At 45.5% G+C, this 18,661-nt stretch carries 20 protein-coding genes; 10 read left to right on the top strand and 10 right to left on the bottom strand.

What is annotated here, in order from left to right; all coding sequences use genetic code 11:
* Positions 1-407 precede the first annotated feature (407 nt).
* Positions 408-626 (top strand): hypothetical protein, encoded by a 219-nt coding sequence (locus K6J74_RS03415; RefSeq protein ID WP_221272464.1) that lies wholly within the window; start codon positions 408-410, stop codon positions 624-626.
* 231 nt (positions 627-857) lie between these two features.
* Entirely contained in the window at positions 858-3,158 is a 2,301-nt protein-coding gene (locus tag K6J74_RS03410) for a TonB-dependent receptor family protein (RefSeq protein WP_430886784.1), read from the top strand.
* A 166-nt stretch (positions 3,159-3,324) separates the two neighbouring features.
* On the opposite strand, the gene K6J74_RS08515 is transcribed toward K6J74_RS03410, so the two are convergent.
* The 9 genes from K6J74_RS08515 to K6J74_RS03375 all read right to left on the bottom strand — a co-directional run bounded on the left by K6J74_RS08515 (position 3,325) and on the right by K6J74_RS03375 (position 11,437).
* Positions 3,325-3,612, bottom strand: a complete 288-nt coding sequence (locus K6J74_RS08515) for an outer membrane protein (RefSeq protein WP_260321694.1) — start codon at positions 3,610-3,612, stop codon at positions 3,325-3,327.
* 17 nt (positions 3,613-3,629) lie between these two features.
* Entirely contained in the window at positions 3,630-4,202 is a 573-nt protein-coding gene (locus K6J74_RS03405; protein WP_260321693.1) for an outer membrane protein, read from the bottom strand.
* Between the two features lie 261 nt (positions 4,203-4,463).
* Positions 4,464-5,834, bottom strand: a complete 1,371-nt coding sequence (locus tag K6J74_RS03400) for a methyl-accepting chemotaxis protein (protein ID WP_260321692.1) — start codon at positions 5,832-5,834, stop codon at positions 4,464-4,466.
* A gap of 32 nt (positions 5,835-5,866) precedes the next feature.
* Positions 5,867-6,337, bottom strand: a complete 471-nt coding sequence (locus K6J74_RS03395) for a PDC sensor domain-containing protein (RefSeq protein WP_221272462.1) — start codon at positions 6,335-6,337, stop codon at positions 5,867-5,869.
* Between the two features lie 76 nt (positions 6,338-6,413).
* Positions 6,414-6,539, bottom strand: a complete 126-nt coding sequence (locus K6J74_RS08510) for a hypothetical protein (RefSeq protein ID WP_260321691.1) — start codon at positions 6,537-6,539, stop codon at positions 6,414-6,416.
* Between the two features lie 184 nt (positions 6,540-6,723).
* Entirely contained in the window at positions 6,724-6,870 is a 147-nt protein-coding gene (locus tag K6J74_RS08505; RefSeq protein WP_260321690.1) for a hypothetical protein, read from the bottom strand.
* A gap of 79 nt (positions 6,871-6,949) precedes the next feature.
* Positions 6,950-8,602, bottom strand: a complete 1,653-nt coding sequence (locus K6J74_RS03385; RefSeq protein WP_430886792.1) for an AAA family ATPase — start codon at positions 8,600-8,602, stop codon at positions 6,950-6,952.
* Positions 8,589-9,836, bottom strand: coding sequence for a tRNA (N(6)-L-threonylcarbamoyladenosine(37)-C(2))-methylthiotransferase MtaB (mtaB, locus tag K6J74_RS03380; protein ID WP_221272460.1), 1,248 nt, complete (start codon positions 9,834-9,836; stop codon positions 8,589-8,591). Before mtaB ends, K6J74_RS03385 begins: the two co-directional genes overlap by 14 nt.
* Positions 9,833-11,437: a mechanosensitive ion channel family protein gene (locus K6J74_RS03375; RefSeq protein WP_221272569.1), complete on the bottom strand. Its 1,605-nt coding sequence runs from the start codon at positions 11,435-11,437 to the stop codon at positions 9,833-9,835. Before K6J74_RS03375 ends, mtaB begins: the two co-directional genes overlap by 4 nt.
* 104 nt (positions 11,438-11,541) lie before the next feature.
* Here K6J74_RS03375 and K6J74_RS03370 point away from each other — a divergent pair, with 104 nt between their 5' ends.
* From K6J74_RS03370 to K6J74_RS03350, 5 genes are all read left to right on the top strand, one after another.
* A complete protein-coding gene (locus tag K6J74_RS03370; protein WP_221272459.1) occupies positions 11,542-12,006 on the top strand; it encodes a hypothetical protein in 465 nt (154 codons plus the stop codon).
* 81 nt (positions 12,007-12,087) lie between these two features.
* Positions 12,088-12,516, top strand: coding sequence for a 50S ribosomal protein L13 (gene rplM, locus K6J74_RS03365; RefSeq protein WP_221272458.1), 429 nt, complete (start codon positions 12,088-12,090; stop codon positions 12,514-12,516).
* 4 nt (positions 12,517-12,520) lie between these two features.
* On the top strand, positions 12,521-12,910 hold the full coding sequence (gene rpsI / locus K6J74_RS03360; protein WP_221272457.1) for a 30S ribosomal protein S9: 390 nt from the start codon (positions 12,521-12,523) through the stop codon (positions 12,908-12,910).
* Between the two features lie 20 nt (positions 12,911-12,930).
* Complete coding sequence (locus K6J74_RS03355) at positions 12,931-14,298, top strand: MATE family efflux transporter (protein WP_260321689.1); 1,368 nt, start codon at positions 12,931-12,933, stop codon at positions 14,296-14,298.
* Positions 14,299-14,304: 6 nt separating this feature from the next.
* Positions 14,305-15,138: a J domain-containing protein gene (locus tag K6J74_RS03350; protein WP_221272456.1), complete on the top strand. Its 834-nt coding sequence runs from the start codon at positions 14,305-14,307 to the stop codon at positions 15,136-15,138.
* Here the strand turns inward: K6J74_RS03350 and K6J74_RS03345 are convergent, their stop codons facing one another.
* Complete coding sequence (locus K6J74_RS03345; protein WP_221272455.1) at positions 15,139-15,354, bottom strand: HP1242/YdcH family protein; 216 nt, start codon at positions 15,352-15,354, stop codon at positions 15,139-15,141. It lies immediately after the preceding gene.
* A 77-nt stretch (positions 15,355-15,431) separates the two neighbouring features.
* Between K6J74_RS03345 and K6J74_RS03340 the strand changes: the two genes are divergently transcribed.
* The 3 genes from K6J74_RS03340 to K6J74_RS03330 all read left to right on the top strand — a co-directional run bounded on the left by K6J74_RS03340 (position 15,432) and on the right by K6J74_RS03330 (position 18,565).
* Positions 15,432-16,673 carry a hypothetical protein gene (locus K6J74_RS03340; protein ID WP_221272454.1) on the top strand — a complete coding sequence of 414 codons (1,242 nt, stop codon included), beginning with the start codon at positions 15,432-15,434 and terminating at the stop codon, positions 16,671-16,673.
* A 65-nt stretch (positions 16,674-16,738) separates the two neighbouring features.
* Complete coding sequence (locus tag K6J74_RS03335; protein ID WP_221272453.1) at positions 16,739-17,137, top strand: hypothetical protein; 399 nt, start codon at positions 16,739-16,741, stop codon at positions 17,135-17,137.
* A gap of 87 nt (positions 17,138-17,224) precedes the next feature.
* Positions 17,225-18,565, top strand: coding sequence for an FAD-dependent oxidoreductase (locus tag K6J74_RS03330; RefSeq protein ID WP_221272452.1), 1,341 nt, complete (start codon positions 17,225-17,227; stop codon positions 18,563-18,565).
* Positions 18,566-18,661 lie beyond the last annotated feature (96 nt).

The following is an 18,661-nucleotide window of genomic DNA, read 5'->3' as shown; positions in this document are numbered from 1 at the left end:
ACCAATAGATAAGGATGGAAGTCCCATCGTTTAAAGCAATGCCATGGATACTTAAGTCCTCACCTATTGCTTTATCTTGTGGGCTTAAAGTTTTTAAGGGCGATGTCCTACGCTATTTCACACTAAAACTCACAAAATGGCTTTCATTAAGGCAAAAAAGATCTGCTTAGTGGCGCAATCTTTGGGCAAACCCCTAGACCAACGCACCCTAAAATTTTGACACATTGGTCTTAAAACTTTGAATCGCTTGTTACGATCTCTGATAGAGTAACCTTGATTATTCTAAATTGAAATAAAACACAAATTTTAGATAAAATACCCCCGCCTAGTTAGAGCTAGGTAATATTTTAATTGCAAAGGATACGCAATGACACACGCTGATAAATGTTGCCACAATCACGAAGGGCATGCACAACACGAAGAAAACCACCACCATCATTGTTGTGGAGACCATCACCACCATCATGCAGATGAACACCATCACCATGGGCATGAGGAACATCAAGCCTAGCTTTTCATCTCCCGGCTATGCTGGGTATCCTAAGTATCTCTGTAGTTTGTTGTCCATTAGATATGTCTTATATCAGTTGGTAAGAATCACTCCACACGCTTTGCTTGTTCTCTAAAGTATCAATTATATACCCTCAAGTGAGGTTTATATGGATTTGGTGCGTGCTCTGGAAGAAAAAGAATTTTTATATGGCGCAATTTCCATATACGAACTTTTATGCTGTGAAAATAGATCACGACCCTCGCAACATCAATTATAGTATTTAATATTATTCTTATAATTGTTGTTGTATAAGTAGCGTTTGTTTTCTATTATTTCTCTACTGGAGTGTTGTATGCATAGGTGTTTGACATTATTGTGTGGAAGTTGTCTAGTGCTAGGGGCACAACAAAGCATTAAAACCCACCGCTTGCAAAGGGTGGAAGCCACGGGTAGGTCGGTCAATGAAGAAGCCCCCAAAAGCTGGCGCAGTGAAGAAGTGAAAAATTATTTGGGTAGCCAAACGATCATTTCACATAAACAACTCACCCAGCAGGCTAACCAAAGCATTGAGGAAGCCTTGCAAAATGTCCCCGGGATCCACATTAGAAACGCCACGGGGATCGGAGCACTACCCAGATTTTCGGTGCGGGGCTTTGGGGGCGGGGGCTCAGGCAACAGCAACACGGGCTTTATCCTCGTTAATGGCATCCCCGTTTATGCCGCCCCTTATGCCGACATCTCTATTCCCATTTTCCCTGCCACTTTCCAAATGATCGACCGCATTAGTGTGGTTAAAGGAGGCGAGAGCGTGCAGTATGGCCCTAACGCCTTTGGGGGGGTCATCAACATCATCACTAAGCCCATTCCCTATAAATGGCAAAACCAAGTGGCTGAACGCATGACAGCGTGGGGCAGGGCGAGCAATGGGGGCTTTGTGGGGCCAGAGAGTAAGGGGCAACCTTTCATCAAAACTCTAGCCAATAACTTTTTATACAACACCTATTTAAAGAGTGGAGGCATGATCAACAAGCACTTTGGCGTGCAGGCGCAAGCCAACTACATCACAGGGCAGGGCTTTAGAGCAAACAGCCCTAGCACGATACAAAACTACCTCTTAGACTTGCTCTACCAGATCAACGAGAACAACAAAATCACCGCCAATTACCAATATTACAGCTTTGACATGGCAGACCCGGGGTCAATGGCTTTAGCTGATTATCAAAAAAACCGCTTTGCCAACACCCGCCCCAACAACGCTAAGAGCGGTAAAGCGATGCTCTGGAGCGTGCGCTACCAAAATTTCTTTGAAACCCGCCACTTTGACGGGGACTTCACGCTCACCTACTACGGGCACACCATGAGCCGCGATTTTCAGCTAGACTCCAACTATTTAAGCGTGAATACCAACCCTGCCATAGGACACATTTACACCGATGAAAATTACAGCGGGTTTTTCATCGCCAACCACGCCAGAACCTACCTTATTAACGCCATTGAGCCCGCCTTAAACCTGCATTTTAGCCACCCTATTGTGAGCCAAGATATCAAGGTCGGCATGCGTTTTATGCAAAGCAACATGCTTTTTAAAACCCTGCAATCCACTTGTGAGGGGGCTAATGGCTCTTGCACCATGAGCCCTTATGTGCTCATCAAAAGCCCGAGCCAAAATGTCAAAATGGACAACAACTACACCGCCGTGTATTTGAGCGACAAACTGAGTTTTCTAGGTGGCAAAGTCGTGGTTACCCCGGGCTTGCGCTACACTTTTTTAAACATCCATAAAAGCATCCCCACCAAGCATAACTTCAATCTATGGAACACCACCAAGGAGCCGGGCAACCAATTTAGCCCCGCACTCAACATCGGCTACAAACCCTTAGACGGGTGGCTGCTCTATTGCAACTACCGCCGCAGTTTTATCCCCCCACAATTCAACATGACCACCATTGGGGCGTTTTCCTCCGACTACACACAAACCTTTAACGAACTAGAGGGTGGCTCACGCTACAGCTATAAAAATATCCTTAGTTTCAACGCTAATTACTTTGTGATTTTTGCCAAAAACTATTACTCCGGCGGCTATAGCCCCGGACCCTTAGATGCTCGATCTCAGGGCGTGGAATTGGAGCTTTACTACGCCCCCATTAGAGGGCTACAAATGCATTTAGCCTACACCTACACGGACGCACGCGTTACCACCAATGCCCTAGACAAGACCAAATACTTTGTAGGGATCGTCGATCACCCCTTTAACCTCAAGGGTAAGAGATTGCCCTATGTGAGCCCTCATCAATTCATTTTTGATATGAGCTACACCTACAAGCACACCACCTTTGGGCTCTCTAGCTACTTTTACAGCCGCGCCTACTCCTCTGTGCTCAACCAAGCCAGAACCCAAACCGCTTGTTTTAAGCTTAACCCAAGCAAGAATGCGGGCATTTCTCAGGGCTGTAACAGCGTGGGGCTCTTGCCGTGGTATTGGGTGTGGAATGTCCAAGTGAGCCAAGTGTTTTGGCAAAGTGGACGACATAAAATCACGGGGAGCTTACAAGTGAATAACATTTTTGGCATGAAGTATTATTTTAGAGGGATCGGCACAAGCCCCGCTGGCTACCAGCCCGGCCCGGGGCGTTCTGTAACAGCCTATCTAAGTTATGAGTTTTAAACCCAAAAAGGAGCAAGGGCGGGATCCACGCTCATCCCGAGCTCTAGGGGCCGCTGATGTGTTTTGTAGCCCTAACGAATACATTGACCGCTCAATTTAACTTTAGTCCTAGTAGGGCAGAGATGACTAGATAGCCACACGCCAAACCTACAGACCCCAAACACTTCTAGAAGTTGAAGACATAGTTCCAGTAGATGGACACATTGCGCCTAAAAGTGTGGGTTATTTTACTGCCCTTGCCACCGCAGTAAGGACTAGTGCCATACCCACAACTGCTGCTGTCGGCTTTGGTGAATGTCGCCGTGAAGTAGGGGTCATTAATGGTGGGGACACGCACACCAAATTCAAACCCTTGGTGCTTGGTGAGGTTGGTGCGAAAGCCCATGTTGACCACGAATTGCACATAGTTGGGCGAGTGTTTGAGTGCGAGATCAGGATCTTTGACCTTTGCCAAGTTCCCCATATATTGGTTCATAGTCCCACAACCGGTGCCTTCAGCTGGATCTTTTCCCACCTACAGCTAGCATTTCCGGATGGTTGACCCATTAACCATGAGCTCCCCCCAATCATCACACCGGCAAAGAACCCAAAGGTGCGATCGCCCCTCTCATACAAGTTAAAGAGTGCATCCATGCCCACGCCATAAAACAAGTTTGCAGAGGGCTGGTTAACATAGCTGGTTCCAAGAGCTAAACCTCTACCGCTAAATTCTCCTCCTTGCCCGCTAAACATGCCATAATAGCGTAAGCCAAAATGCCTTTTCTTGCCGAAAAATTGCTTATAGCCAAACTGCAGATCCACGCCATAGAGGTTGCCATTGTAAAGGGCACCCATCACATTTCTGCCATGTTCGCCATAGGTGTTCGTAAATCCATTAGTGGTAACACGCTTAGGCGTTGGAAGGGGCGTGTTGTCTACCGAACGTATCCCCGAGAAATTAGAATATTGGAACCCTCCTTCCACATACGCTCCGCTCTTTTCAGCACCCAAATTCGACACGCACACGCACAAACCACAAGCGACTATAGCTTTTCTTAAAAGCATGTAACTCCTTTGTACTGAACTTATAAAAGCAAAGATATCTTAACTAAATTTTTTATTAAGCACAAAAAATACAAAACTCAAGCCACATAGGATCGCTGCCTTGTTACCTTAAGTGCCATTTGGTTTAGGGTAGCCGCTTTTTTGCTCTTGAGCTCTGTTTACAAGATCCAAAAAATGCACATGCTTAAACTGGGCTTGTAGGTGATAGCGGTGTAGGGGATCTAGGGCTTAAAAATACAGCCACACGCAGTAGAGCGCATGTTAGACATTGAATTTAGCCAATTCTTGATCGAGCACCTGCGCTACTTTATTTAAGGATTGGCTAGCCTTACCCACATCTTGCACACTTTGGTAGTTGAGTACGGCTAGGCGGTTGATCTCTTGGATGCTCTGCACAATCATTTTTGTGGTGCTAGCCACACCTTTAAACCCCCGCACATCTTCACTAGTGGCACTGATCACGCTTTGGATATTTTCCACATTTGAATCGACCATTTCTTGTAAAGAGCGTGCAAGTTTAGAGATTTTTAAAATCTCTTGGGCGTTGCTGTGTAAATCTTGGCTGATAGTGCCTATACTCTGCACCACTTCGTTGATGGTGCTGGTGATCTCGGTTAAGCTATTTTGGGTTTTTTCAGCTAGTTTTCTAACCTCATCAGCCACCACCGCAAAACCTCTGCCATGTTCGCCTGCTCGCGCCGCTTCAATGGCCGCATTCAAGGCTAATAAATTTGTTTGTCCTGCAATATCTGCAATCAAAGTCAAAACAGCTTTAATGTTCTCGGTGTTCTTGGAGGCTTCATCCAAGCGGCTAGAAAACTCCGTGCCTAACTGGGCGTTGTTGGCTAGATTTGTGCTAAAGGTTTGGATTTGGGAGCGGATTTTTTCTAGAGTGCTGTCCGTCTGCAGAAGGTTTTGGTTGTTTTTGTCTGCATTTTCCACTCCTCTTAAAATATTGTCAATGACACGATCGCCGTTTTCTAGGGCAGTGTGGATAAGATCTTTGGCTTCTTGGGTGTGCTGTTCCACGGTGTTTACACTTGTGTAAAGGACATTAGCGATTTGATTATTCTGCACGCCCAACTCTTTTATTTTAGAAACCATACCTTGTATTTTTTCTAATAAAAGGTTGATATTGGTTGAGATGGTGGCGATTTCATCCTTGCCTTTAACTTGTAGGCGTTTGGTCAAATCCCCATCATCTGAAACCAATTGGATGATCAAATCACGCAATTGGATGAGTGGGCGGCACAAAACTTCAATCACTCCAAAAAGAACAAAAGTCACTAAAACTAAGGCGATGACAGAAATAAAAAGCATCGTCGATTGGACGCCATGTAGATTTTTAAGTGCGTCTTTTTTAAAGACAACAGAAACCACTTTCCAACCTAAACCATCAATGGTGCTATAGGTGTACAACTTCACCCCCTCCTTGCCGTTTCTCTCAATGAAACCAGAAGAAGTGCTTAAAATCTGCCGGCGCAACCCTTGGTCATTGGCATGGTACTCACTACCCTCTTGATAAACCGATGAGCCCAGTACAACCCCATTTTTATCCAAGAGATGCACCCTTTGCTTATTAAAATAAGTATTGATGATGGATACCAAAAGACTATCCAAATCAACATTCAAAGCCAGCACACCCTTAAAAATACCTTTCTGTCTTAAGGCCAAAGAATAGGTAACAACGATTTTTTTGTGTAAGCGTCTATGTAGGGTTTAGAGATGGAAACATCCATAGCGGCCTTGGCATTTTGATACCAACTACGTATCCGTGGGTCGTATCCCGTGGGTTCATTGCCTTGTAATTTAATGATACGCCCGTCCTCAAAGGCTACATACATGTCGGCGGAGTTCATGTTGTCGTTTGTGAATTCTAGAACTTGTTTCACCTGCCCAGTGTCATTTAAAGACATCTTTTCAAAAGAATGGGCGGTCTGGCGCAAAATAGAGAGAGTATTGCGATCCCATTCTTTAATCGTGGAAGATAAAATATTGATATTGGTTTTGAGCGAGGCTTGCGCTTGCTGAGTTAAGTTGTTGCGGATTTTCACCCCGATGATCACGATGGTGGTGCCAAACACCAAAATGAGCAACACCGCCAACACTGAAATGATTTTTGTCTTAAACCCCAATCTTATATTTAAACCCATCAAGACTCCAAATTATGTTAGAAAAGTAGAAGGTCCATTATAACAAAAATTAGTATTCCTAAGAATTTTCTTGTAGGAAATGCCCATAACCCTTAAATTGCCACACACACGCATGGGGCTTAAAAAACCCTAGTGCCTCCTTAGGCTCTAAGAGCGGATCGGCTAAACCCAAAAACACCTCCACACAAACACCCTTGCTTTGCAAAAACTCTAGTTTTTTAGGGTCTAGGGGGTGTAGAGCAAATCCTCTAAATCCTCAGCACTGCCTAAATGCGTGTAATTTTCTAGATTTGGGTTTTTTGTAACATATCCGCCCAGCCAATGTTTTTAAAAAGGTTTGCATGTAGCCTTTAGGGTCTTTTTATAGCTTAAAACTTGTAGGCGTTTAAAGGCGGGGGTTTGAGTGCCAACATACAAGGCGAAATCAACATGAGCTTTTGCACCCTTTGCCCTTCTTTGGCTTTGCCATAAGCACACTCTAAAGCTTTAAGAGCCCCATAGCTAAAGCCCGCCATGTCGTAATCCCCACAATCTTTTAAAATCCACGCAAACAGCCCCCTCTCCCCCTAAAGCCAAAGCCACTAAAATACACCATCACACAAAAGAGCGCAAAATCTCTTGGATTTGGGTTTTACTTAGCTTCTCTTTATCCAATAAAGCCTGTGCCATTGCCTGTACTTGGGCTCTAAAATTGCCTAAAAACTCTCGTTGTTCCGCATAAAGCGTGCTTAAGAGAGCCTCTACATCACTTCGATCCCCGATAAACTTATGCCCCATGCCATACTCTTCGCACATCTTTTTAGCGGTTTCTAGGGCGTGCTTTAAATCGTCCTTAGCCAAAGTGTAACTTTCTTTAAAGAATAAATCCAGCACAATCATCCCGCTTAAATGCACCTTAATGCTGTTGTTCATCTCACTCTTGCTCAAAATACGCCGATCGCTTGCCACCAAGAACTCCCCCACCAAGAGCACCTTATCAAACTCCACCTCTAGCCAGTAGGCACTAAGGGCTTTGGCACTTTGATAAAGGGCGTATAAATTCTTTTCTTGCTCGCTCAAAGTTACATTTTTCTTTTTACCAAAGGCGATTTTGTCTTTGACCTCTAAAATGTCTTTCATGCTAATTTGTGCCGCGTTGCGTCTTAAAGCATTTAGGGCGCTTTCATTCACCAAAGAAGAGAGCATCGCCCCACTAAAGCCCACACAGATTTTTGCCACCTCCAAACAATCTAAATTGTGTTGTTTGTCTTGCAAATAAGACTCTAAAATCTGCACCCGCTCTTCTAAGTCGGGCAGAGAAATAAAAATACGCCGATCAAAGCGGCCACTTCTTAAAAGAGCCTCGTCCATCACATCGATTTTATTCGTCGCCCCGATCACGATCACCTGAGAGCTTTCCTCAAAGCCGTCCATCTCGGTTAAAAGCTGGTTGAGCGTGGCTTCTCTCTCATCGTTGCGCTGGTGTCCTCTCGCCTTACCCACCGCATCGATCTCATCGATAAACACAATGGACGGGCTAAAGGCTTTGGCTTTGGCAAAAAGTTCTCGCACCCTCTTAGCCCCCACGCCCACATAAATTTGCACGAAGGCGCTCCCGCTGTGGTAGAAAAAGGGCACTTTCGCCTCAGCGGCTAGGGCCTTGGCGATCATCGTTTTACCCACCCCCGGTGGGCCCACCAAGAGCACCCCCTTAGGTAATTTGATCTTTAAATCTTGGTATTTTTTGGGATTTTTCAAGTAATCCACAATCTCGTATAATTCCTCTTTGACCTCCTTCGTGCCCGCCACATCTTTAAAGCGGACACTGGGCAAAGTGGCGTGCAAAGGGGGCTGTGGGGTGCTTGGGTGTGCTTGGGTAGCGTCCACAGAGGGCTGCAGCAGTGCCTTTTTGTTCCAAGCCAAGCGCAAAACCACCGCCAAGAGCACTAAAAAGAAAAAGATGATCACGACATTTAAGAGTTCTTGCGTGGTGTTGTCCTCGGGCAACACCTCAATGGGGATATTCGTAGGAAATTGCATGGAGTCCGTCCAGCCCAAACGGGCGGTTTTATACACCTTAAAGCGGGTTTTTAGGTAAATGTAGCGGCTATCAATTTTAATACTTTGGATTTTTTCGCTGCGTAACAGGGCGTTAAAATCTTGGATACTCACCAGCCTAGTAGGTTCTCTAAAAAACAAAAACACCACAAAGACCACCCCCACCAAGAGCGCAAGGCAGCCGATGATCGCCTTTTTATACCGCCACAAAGTTTGAATCAAGCTCCACCTCGTAATCTTCCAACACCACCCACTGCCCCCGTAAATCCTCATTAGAGCTTAGGCGTATGGGGTTAAAGAATTGATCATGCCCTAAGTAAAAGCCCCCCTTAAGCCCCTCCACCAGCACCTCTAAAGCCACGTCCCGATCCTTTAAATTTTGCCTAAAGGCTAGGTTGTTGGCTTGCACGCACTCTTTGATCTGCCTTAAACGGGCTTTGGCAATGTCGCCTCTCACGCGATTAGGCATTTTACTTGAGGGCGTGCCATCGCGCACGCTGTAGATGAAAGGGTGGATGTGCGTTAGGGGGAGTTGTTTAAAGTTCTCTAGTGCCTCTTGCCAAATGGTTTCGTCCTCATGCGGGTGGCCTACGATAAAATCCGTGCCAATGGCAAAGCCCTTAGAAGCGACTTTTTGCAAAAGGGCTAAATCCATGTGTGTGCGGTTGCGCCGGCGCATCCAGCGTAGCATGGTGTCGTGGCTGTGTTGCAGGGCGATGTGTAAATGTTTTTCTAAAATGGGGTGATCAAGTAGCTCTAAAAACTCGCTATCCATTTGGGCGGGCTCTAGGCTGCCGATACGCACCCGCTTTATGGGGGTTTTGGCGATCTCTTTAATGAGTTTGGCTAGGCTATCCCCATAATCTAGCCCGAAACTGCCGACATTCGTGCCCGTCAAAACCACCTCTAAAACCCCACTATCGGCGAGCAAGTCTATTTGCTTTAAAATGTGTGCGCGCTCTAAACTACGCGACTTGCCCCTCACTTGGGGGATGATGCAATAACTGCATTTAAAATCGCACCCCTCTTGGATTTTGACAAAAGCACGGGTTTTACCTACAAAGCTTTTTAAAAGCGTGCCCTCTAGCTCTTGTTGTTTATCCTCGTAAAAAAAACCCTCTTGGCTTAAAAGGCGGTTGATTTGGGTTTTATGATCGTGCCCAAACACCCCACTCACTTGCTTGTTTTCTAAGAGTTTGCGTCCCTCTTTATTTGCCCCGCAACCGGTAAAATAGACTTTTTTATCCAAAGTGTGCATTTTTTTGGCATACGCCCTTGCGCTATAGTCTGCGTCATTGGTAACAGTGCAAGAGTTTAAAACCACAATATCCGCTAAATCCTCGCTTGTGGTGCGCTCAAAATCCTTTAAATGTGCGAGCATGACTTGCGTGTCGAATAAATTGGTGCGGCAACCAAAGGTTTTAAAATAGACTTTTTGTTTCATAGGCGTAATTCCTTGCTCTCAAAAACGCTGTTTTTGTTCCCAAACCCATCGCCCGCGCTCTGCACGAATTTAGTCGTGCTGTAGGCGATGAAAATATCCGGTTCTTTTAAAAGTGCCTCGATAATATCACTAGAAATCTTAGATTTGAGCGCAAGCGTGGCGTAAGAGTTGGTTTGGTACCACACGCTGATGTGGATACCCTCCTGCTCGAGCACCATAAACACCCGTGGGTTGGCGCTGGTGTTGCGTAGGGAGTATTTGGTGCGCATGTTGTTCATTTGTTTATAGGTCATTTCGGTGTATTGCTTGGCTTGGGTGTTGGCGATGTCTAGGGCGATTTGCATGGCCTTTTTGTAATTCGAGTCAAAGGTAACACAAAAGACGATCCCATCCCAAACGGTTTTCATGCCAAAGTGGCTGTAATTGCAAAGTAGATTGCTAAAGATGTAGTTGTTGGGGATAAAGATGATACGCCCCGCCCGGCAATCGTTATTTTTGTAGCTGGTGAGCGTGACATCCTCTAAAATCGTGGTGTAAAGGGCAGAGATGTCGAGCACATCGCCCACATAGGCGTGCCCCTCTTTCACCACCTTGATGCGATCGCCCACATGGATATTGCCCTCAATGAGGATCATAAACCACCCTAGCACGCTCATGAATAAATCGCGCATGGCAATGGCGATCCCGGCACTGGCAAAGCCCAGCACGGTTACAAGGTAGGACACATTTTCCAAGTAGGCGAAAAGAAAAATCAACACCACCACATTGGCGTTGACAAAGTTGATCGCCTTGTTGATCGTGTAGGCGCGCTCGTTGCTGTGGATGTATTTATGGCTGATGACCTTGAGCACCCACGCTAAAACAATGCTGACTAGGGCGATCAGCACCACATAGATCAGTTTAAAGATTTGGTCCTTGATTTGGGATTTAATGTTGGACTCGGTTTCTTCAATGTCCTTTAGGTAAACATCCATGCTCGTTTTTAAGAGATTTTGCGCCCCTTGCAATTCGATCTTTTTAACCTGCTCTTGGTAAATTTTCTTAGCTAAGTGTTCTTGTTCTTGCCCCCTTTGTAACTTCTCTAGTTGTGTTAAAACCTGTAACTTTTGATTGATCAATGTCAAGACTTCGTGCAAGCTCTTTTTGTGGTGCTTCATGGTGGTGTATTTGGCTTTGATTTGCTTAATAAAAGAAATCCCTGTAACGATGGCGATGGGGTTGGTGATGTTGGGGATGTTGGCGATGCTGGGCTTTTCCACCAATTCTTTAAAAGGGTTCATTTTGTACTGCTCGAGCAGCTCCTCTTGGTATTTTAGGGCTTGCAAGGTATGGTTTAGGGTGCTGATTTGGAGAGTGTCTTTGTTTTTCTTGTTTTTTTTATTTTTAAGGGTTTTGAGTTTTTGTTGGATAGTTTGGATTTCCTCGTAAATTTGCTCATAACTCTCAAAATTACTGAATTTTTTTAGCCAAATGTTATCGCTCGTTTGGAGCTTATGATCTAAATGTCCTACCTCTTCTTGCAAGCGTTGGATTTGTGTATTTTCTTGTCCTACAAGATAGCAAAGACAAGCACACAGCACCAAAAAAACTTTAAACAAAATGTCCCCGATGAAATAGATTTGAGAGTGTAGTTTAACACAAGAAACCCATACTTTCGCTACATAAACCTTGCAATAAAATGCTAAGATAGACAAAAAGGCAATGCATGCAAAATCCTTCTGATAAAATGTCTAAGGTCAGAAAATGGCTTGTCAAGTGGAAAACCCGCTCTTTAGGCAAGCGTTTGAATATTTATATTCTAATCTTATCCGTGCTGCTCTTCTCAGATCGGTGCAATTTGCAAGCGCAATTGGAGAAGGCTAAAAGTTACCTCGAAAGCATGCTAAACGGTCGTTTGGCGACTTGGGTTTTTGAGCGTATTTGCGTGAACATCGCCGATTACGCCCTAGATGAACACTTGTACTTGAAAGACCGCATGCGGGTATTTGAGCTGTTGGTGCAAAACATACAGCTTTACCACATTGTTTTAGACATGTGGAACAATGAGGTTTATCAAGACCAAAAAGACATCTTAAAAATCGCTGTGCAAAACGCCTACGACAAACGCTATAGCCTAGACGCTGAGAGCCAAAGAGCGTTGACCTATCAAATGCGTTTGTTTAAAAAGTAGCTTTAATTTCGCTTAAATTCAAGTTATCTTAAGGTAAAAAGGCTAGAATAGGCTCTTTTGATATTTGACAAGGAATACGGGATGCAACTCACTGAGTCCATGAAAAATACAGACATCAAGCGCGATTGGGTCGTGCTGGATGCAAAAGACCAAGTTTTTGGGCGACTAATCACCAAAGCGGCGACCCTACTTAGGGGCAAACACCGCCCTTGCTTTACCCCCAATGTAGATTGTGGGGATTTTGTGGTGATCGTCAATGCCAGCCATGTGAAGTTTTCAAGTTTAAACAAGCTCAAAGATAAAGAGTACTTCACCCACTCGGGCTATTTTGGCAGCACCAAGAGCAAAACCCTAGAAGAAATGCTAGAGAAAAACCCCGAAAAACTCTTTTATCTAGCGGTGCGGGGCATGTTGCCTAAAACTAAGCTCGGGCGGGCGATGATCAAAAAGCTGAAGATCTATAAAGATAAAAAACACCCCCACACGGCTCAAGTGGGCAAGAAGGATTAAGTAGATGACAAAAATTTACGCCACAGGCAAAAGAAAGAGTGCGATCGCCAAGGTTTGGCTTGCGCATGGGGACGGGCAATTAGACATCAATGGCATGGATTTAAACACTTGGCTAGGTGGGCATGAGTCCATTAAAATGAAGGTCATGCAACCCTTAGTGCTCACCAAACAAGAGGGCTTGGTGAGCGTGAAAGCGGTGGTCTTTGGGGGCGGTTACAGTGCACAAGCTGAAGCCTTAAGGCATGGCATTTCTAAAGCCTTGAATCTCTACGACAGTGCCTTTAGGGCAATTTTAAAACCCAAAGGCTTACTCACAAGGGATTCTCGCGTGGTGGAGCGCAAAAAATATGGCAAACACAAGGCACGCCGCAGCCCACAATTCTCTAAACGCTAGGGAGCACACAAGGGGGGTGTGTGGCTGTTGATCTAAAAACCACGCCGATCCCTAGGCTTTTTTTCTACTATTTTATCCCCCTCGCCTTTTCTATGATTTCTTTGTCTACCTATTCCATGATCGATGGTATGTTTGTGGGCAACAAGCTGGGTAAAGATGCTCTTGCGGCGATCGGGGTGTGTTGGCCCATTTTCCCCACCCTGATCGCCTATGAGTTGCTCTTTGGACTGGGGGCAGCCTCGATCGCCTCGTATTTTTTAGGCAAAGATCACATCAAGCGCGCCCGCTTGGTCTTTAGCTCGGTTTTTTATTTTGTGGCGATCAGCATTGTTGTCATTAGCTGGACTCTCGTGCCCTTCACCGATCATATCGCCAAAATGCTAGGTAGCTCTAATCTGCTCTTACCGATGGTGTCGATCTATCTCAAGGTGATTTTAATGGGGGCGGTTTTTATGGTCTTGCACCCCTTAGCCGATGTCTTTGTGGTGAATGATAAACGCCCCATCTTGGCGATGGTCGCCATGCTGGTGGGCTCTCTTACGAATGTGCTGTTTAATTACCTCTTGCTCTATGTGTTTGAAGTGGGCATACACGGGAGTGCGATCGCCACGGTGCTCGGGCATGCGGTGGGGTTCTTTGTTTTGTTTTCGCATTTTCTTTTAAAAAAAGGGCAATTATACTTTGTGCGCCGTTTCAACTGGGCGAGCGTGATCTCTTCAGCCAAAAGCGGTGTGCCCCAAAGTGTGTCCGAGTTTAGCGCCGCTGTGGTGATGTTGCTCTTTAATTGGATGATCATGCACACTGCGGGGGAGCGGGGGGTGTCGATCTATGCCATCATCATGTATAATGGGATTGTGTTTTGGACGACCCTGCTTTCCATAGGGCAGGGGATACAACCGATCGCTAGCTTTAGCTATGGGGCGGGGCGGCTCGATCGTGTGCGTGCTGCCTTTAGCTTTGGGCTTAAGGTGGCTCTGTGCGCGGGCGTGGGGCTTTACATTGTGTTTTACTTTTTTGACAGCTACCTCATTAGGTTTTATGTGGATAAAACACGCCTCTTAGAAGATTTTTCCTTTTTAGCCGACACCAAGAGTGCCATGGATATTTATTATTTCGGGCATATTTTCTTAGGAGTCAACCTCTTTTCTGCCATCTTTTTTCAATCCATACAGCGTACCAAGAGCTCGTTTCTTATCACCATTTGCGAAACCATCGTGTTTGTCGTGCTCTTGTTGCCGATTTTAAGTTATTTTTACGGGCTTAAGGGGATTTGGGTTGCCTACCCACTTTCGCAATTCTTGGCTCTAATCGTAGCGGTATTTGTGGTGCGTTATGAACGCCAAAGGGGGACCTTTCACAAAAACACCCTAGAAAAAAACATGTTATAATACGCCATGCAAATCAAAACAAAGTTAGCAAAAACCCTCCCAGCTCCCCAAAGAGCCACGTCTGCTAATCAGTTCATTGAGGTGTGCCTAGACTCCTCTTTGTATGCCAAAACAAGCTTGTATCTAAGAAAACACTTCCCCGAGCATGTCAGATTCAAGCACACCTTGATTTTACTTGAAAAGGCAGGTCTCAAAAAAGCCTACTTGCTCAACCGCTTGTTCTACGCCAAATACGCCTTGCACCCCTTTAACTCCCCTGATATGTTTAACCTCTTACTAGAGAAAATTCTAAGCAACGCCCATTTGCCCGTGGTGTTTAAAGAGAGTTACACCTCTAAAATCAAGTCTAAATCCCTATTGGCCCTCGTGCCAAAAGTGGAGATACAAGCCATTTATATGCACTCTAGATTGGTGTTTTACTACACGCATTTTTTGGCTCGGGAGTTTTTACACAGCGTGTTCGCACCCTTTATTTTGCTTGAAACCCCCTTCAAAGATAAAAGCAATAAAAAGAGCTTTCTACACGAAACCCACGCCCATTTGGACGCCCTGCAGGTGTTGATGTCGCTGAAAAACCCGCACTTCAAGCACGCTTACATACAATTCATCTACCCCACGCAAAAGCTTTTTTTGACAAAACAAGAAGAATTAATTTTAAAAGCTCTGCGCACGCTAGGGCTAGGTGTGATGCACTCTAAAGAAGAGATTAAACGCCGCTATTTAGAGTTGGCCAAGCTCTACCACCCCGACACTGCCCCCTCCAAAAAGCCCCACCACAACATCCGCAGACAACGCTTTTTAGAAGTGACGGAAGCCTACAAAGTTTTGAAGAACTTGTAGCTAGTTCGCACCCTTATGTTCTTGGATCATGCGGTAGATCTCATCTTTCAGGTGCAATTTCTTCTTTTTGAGAGCAGCGACCTTGAGTTCATCGGTGCTGTGCGATTCTAAAGCACTGATTTCATCATCTAGGGCATTGTGTTCCTCAAAAATCTTATGGAAGTGGGGGTTTTTATTGCTGAGTTCCTTGATTTCTTCCCTATACTCGTGGAACATCTCTTTCTCCTTTCTAATAAACTAATAAGGTTAGTCATTATAGTATAGCGTGCCTTTTATCGGCTTAAAGGATTGCCATGTTCTCCCTTAAACCCCGCATTTTTTGGCTTTTTTATTCTCTCTTGTGCCTTAGTCTGCACGCTTCTAATATCGCTGAACACTTGCGCTACAATTTGGGCTTTAATTTATTCATCATGGACCACGAGGGCTACACGACCTATTGGCCGGACACCAACACCACGCTAAATACCCGCCTGACCCCCGAATTTGGCTTTGCTTTCAACACCAAAAGCGTGGAGCAAAAGCTCATGGTGGGGGCGTTCTTTTTCCAAAACATCCACACCTACCAGATGAACTTCCCCTCCAAGTGGGGCCCCACACTCTATTACCAAGCAAGGGGACATTCTTTTAACTTCTATGGGGGGATTTTCCCTAGAAAATACCTCAACGGACACTATCCTTTAAATGTTTTTGCGCCCTACTATTGGTTCATAGACCCCAATGCACGGGGCTTTTTATTGCAATACAGACCGCCCAAAAACCCCTACAAATCCACCCACCTAGAAGCCGAGTTCATGCTCGATTGGTTTGGGGGCAACTGCTACACTTGTAAGTTCGGGCACAACGATGCACACAATGGCATGGACCGCTTTAGTTTTATGGGTTATAGCGAATTAAAGACTTTAAAGGGGTTTTTGATTTTGGGAGGCAATGCCGAGTATTTCCATGTGGAAGACCAATTCTTGTTAAATTGGCCCAACACTTCGGGCAATATCCCCCGTGGCGGGCATTACTTGCTTGATCGTCTCTACTACCAATTCTACGCCAAGAGCGACCTATTAAACGCTGCCCCCTTTATGGATAGATTAGATTTTTCTCTAGGGGTGCTTGCGAATCTAGAGCGCTTGCGCAAAATGGAGATGTCGACCGATTTTAAGATAAGCAATGGCTTTTTCGCCCAAGCCAACATGCAATTCAAGGGCTTTGGGATCAGCGATCTCTTTTTTGCAAGCAAATATGGACAAAACGCCTACGAGGACAAATACAACAATCTCTACATAGACGAAATTTGTACGGCCTCTAAAAACTACTGCCCCACACCCATTTACCGCGGGGTCGCCTTTTTCCAAGCCCCGCTTTACAACCGCTTGGACATTTACTACGAATTTAGAAGCTCCTTTGCCAGCATTAAAACCCAATTTGTCTACAACACCATGAGCAACTACCACACCACGCAATCCTCCTACCAAGTCTACTTCACCGTGTCCCTAGACAGCTACGACTTACTCAACTTTATTTTGCGCAAAGTCCACCGCTAAAGCAAACTGCCGATATAAAGCTAGGCGTTAGCCAAACTAGGCTTGACCTAGTTAAAGGAGTTTGCATGCCCGTATCCATCCCCGGTAATTTAACCTACATCAACCAAAACGCCCCCTACAGCTCCATTGTCAACCAAAACGCTTTGCCTAAAATCTCCCAAATCGACCAGCAGGTCTTTTTAGAACGGCTGCAAAAAGTGGAAGCCACCCGCGCCCTTGAAGAAAACAAGGCCATCAGCCCAGACAAGGAAAACCCCCCCCACCAACCCCCCAAACAAGAGCAGGAGTCCCAAGAGCAAAGCACAACCCAAGGCGATGCCGACACCCGCTACCAAAAAGACAAGGACAAAGAGCATTGCTACCATGGGCATTATTACAGCGACAGCGAGCTGGAGCGGGCGGTGGAGAACACCGAAGAGCTCGAGCAGCTTGTAGACCCGCATGTCCTAGATATTACGATTTAGGGGTTTTTAACAATACCAGCATGGGGGGCAACTTTAGTCCAGTGGTTGTAACAAGCATGCTAGCATTGTGAAAACGAAGGAGATTTAATGCGATTTGCGTATGATTTGGTTGTGATCGGGTTTGGCAAAGGGGGCAAGACTTTAGCTGCCGCCGCCGCAAAGCTAGGCAAAAAAGTCGCTCTCGTTGAAGCCAGTAAGGAAATGTATGGCGGGACTTGTATTAATATCGGGTGTATCCCCTCTAAAGCCCTCTTGCATTTAGCGACCCATAAAAAGGGGGCGAGTGGCTACAAGGAAGCCATAGAAGCCAAAAATAAAATGGTTGCCTTCTTGCGCCAAAAAAACTATGAAACCCTGCTAGACGCGAAGGTGCAGGTGATTGATGGCACGGCAAGCTTTAAGGACAGCCACACTTTAATGCTCTATCACAACGACAGCTGCCAAGAAATCAGTGCAGATTATATTGTCATTAATACGGGTTCGCTCCCCATCACCCCCCAAGTGCCCATCCACTCCGATAAAGTCTATGACAGCACCTCTTTAATGCAACTGAGCACCTTGCCGGCGCATTTAGTTGTGGTTGGTGGGGGCTACATAGGCTTAGAATTTGCCAGCATGTTCAATTTGTTTGGACGCACCCCTAGCAAAAACACCACTAAAGTGAGCGTGCTCGTGCGCGGGGCAACCCTTTTGCCCAAAGAAGACCCCGCGTTTAGAGAGAGCATTTACGAATCCTTGAGCCAAAAGGGGGTTAAAATCCTCTGTGGTGCTGATCTCAAAACGATTGAAGGCGATTGTATCCACTACACCCAAAGCGACCAAGAAAAAACCCTAGAAGCCGATGCAATTTTACTCGCCATAGGGCGCACCCCCAACACCGCCACCTTACAACTTGAGCGGGCGGGTATTGAGCTAGGGGCACAACAAGAAATTTTAACCAATGAGTTTTTGGTGGCAAACGCCCAAAGTGAAGGCAATATCTACGCCATCGGTGATGTCAAAGGTGGTGCAATGCTCACCACTTACGCCAGTTTAGACGACTACCGCATCGTTTACGATCACCTTTTTGGTGCAAAAAGGCGATCGATCCATAACCGTAATGTTTTACCCGAAGTGCTTTACATTGAAACCCCCTATAGCCATGTGGGCTTAAGGGCACATGAAATCAAAGACAAGACTTTTGACACCCACAGCCTTAAGACGACAGCCATCCCCGGGGCAAGGGTGCTAGAGGACACCACGGGGCTACTACAAGTCTTGGTAGAAGAAGGCACAGAACGCGTTTTGGGTGCAAGTTTACACTGCCCCCTATCTTATGAATACATCAACCTATTTAGCCTCGCCATAAACCAAAATCTAAGCTTTTCTACCCTTAAAGAGATGATTTACACCCATCCCTCCATGATGGAGAGTCTCAACACTCTTTAGTGGTATGAAAGGTCATTAAAGCCTTTGGGATATAAAAACACCAAAGAGTTTCTAGCAGTGTGTCCCTATGATGGGTCTAATTCTTAGTTTTTAGTG

It is taken from the genome of Helicobacter sp. NHP19-012 (assembly GCF_019703325.1).
GTDB classification, from domain to species: domain Bacteria; phylum Campylobacterota; class Campylobacteria; order Campylobacterales; family Helicobacteraceae; genus Helicobacter; species Helicobacter gastrofelis.
The sequence above is the reverse complement of the archived record's forward strand: the minus strand, read 5'-3'. Positions and strand labels throughout refer to the sequence as shown.

Coding starts and splice junctions, on each gene's coding strand:
- K6J74_RS03340 (WP_221272454.1), top strand. CDS start 15,432: ATGTTCTCCCTTAAACCCCGCATTTTTTGGCTTTTTTATTCTCTCTTG.
- K6J74_RS08505 (WP_260321690.1), bottom strand. CDS start 6,870: ATGGCGGGCTTTAGCTATGGGGCTCTTAAAGCTTTAGAGTGTGCTTAT.
- rpsI (WP_221272457.1), top strand. CDS start 12,521: ATGACAAAAATTTACGCCACAGGCAAAAGAAAGAGTGCGATCGCCAAG.
- mtaB (WP_221272460.1), bottom strand. CDS start 9,836: ATGAAACAAAAAGTCTATTTTAAAACCTTTGGTTGCCGCACCAATTTA.
- K6J74_RS03405 (WP_260321693.1), bottom strand. CDS start 4,202: ATGCTTTTAAGAAAAGCTATAGTCGCTTGTGGTTTGTGCGTGTGCGTG.
- K6J74_RS03350 (WP_221272456.1), top strand. CDS start 14,305: ATGCAAATCAAAACAAAGTTAGCAAAAACCCTCCCAGCTCCCCAAAGA.
- K6J74_RS03370 (WP_221272459.1), top strand. CDS start 11,542: ATGCAAAATCCTTCTGATAAAATGTCTAAGGTCAGAAAATGGCTTGTC.
- K6J74_RS03330 (WP_221272452.1), top strand. CDS start 17,225: ATGCGATTTGCGTATGATTTGGTTGTGATCGGGTTTGGCAAAGGGGGC.
- K6J74_RS03345 (WP_221272455.1), bottom strand. CDS start 15,354: ATGTTCCACGAGTATAGGGAAGAAATCAAGGAACTCAGCAATAAAAAC.
- K6J74_RS03335 (WP_221272453.1), top strand. CDS start 16,739: ATGCCCGTATCCATCCCCGGTAATTTAACCTACATCAACCAAAACGCC.
- K6J74_RS03415 (WP_221272464.1), top strand. CDS start 408: ATGCACAACACGAAGAAAACCACCACCATCATTGTTGTGGAGACCATC.
- rplM (WP_221272458.1), top strand. CDS start 12,088: ATGCAACTCACTGAGTCCATGAAAAATACAGACATCAAGCGCGATTGG.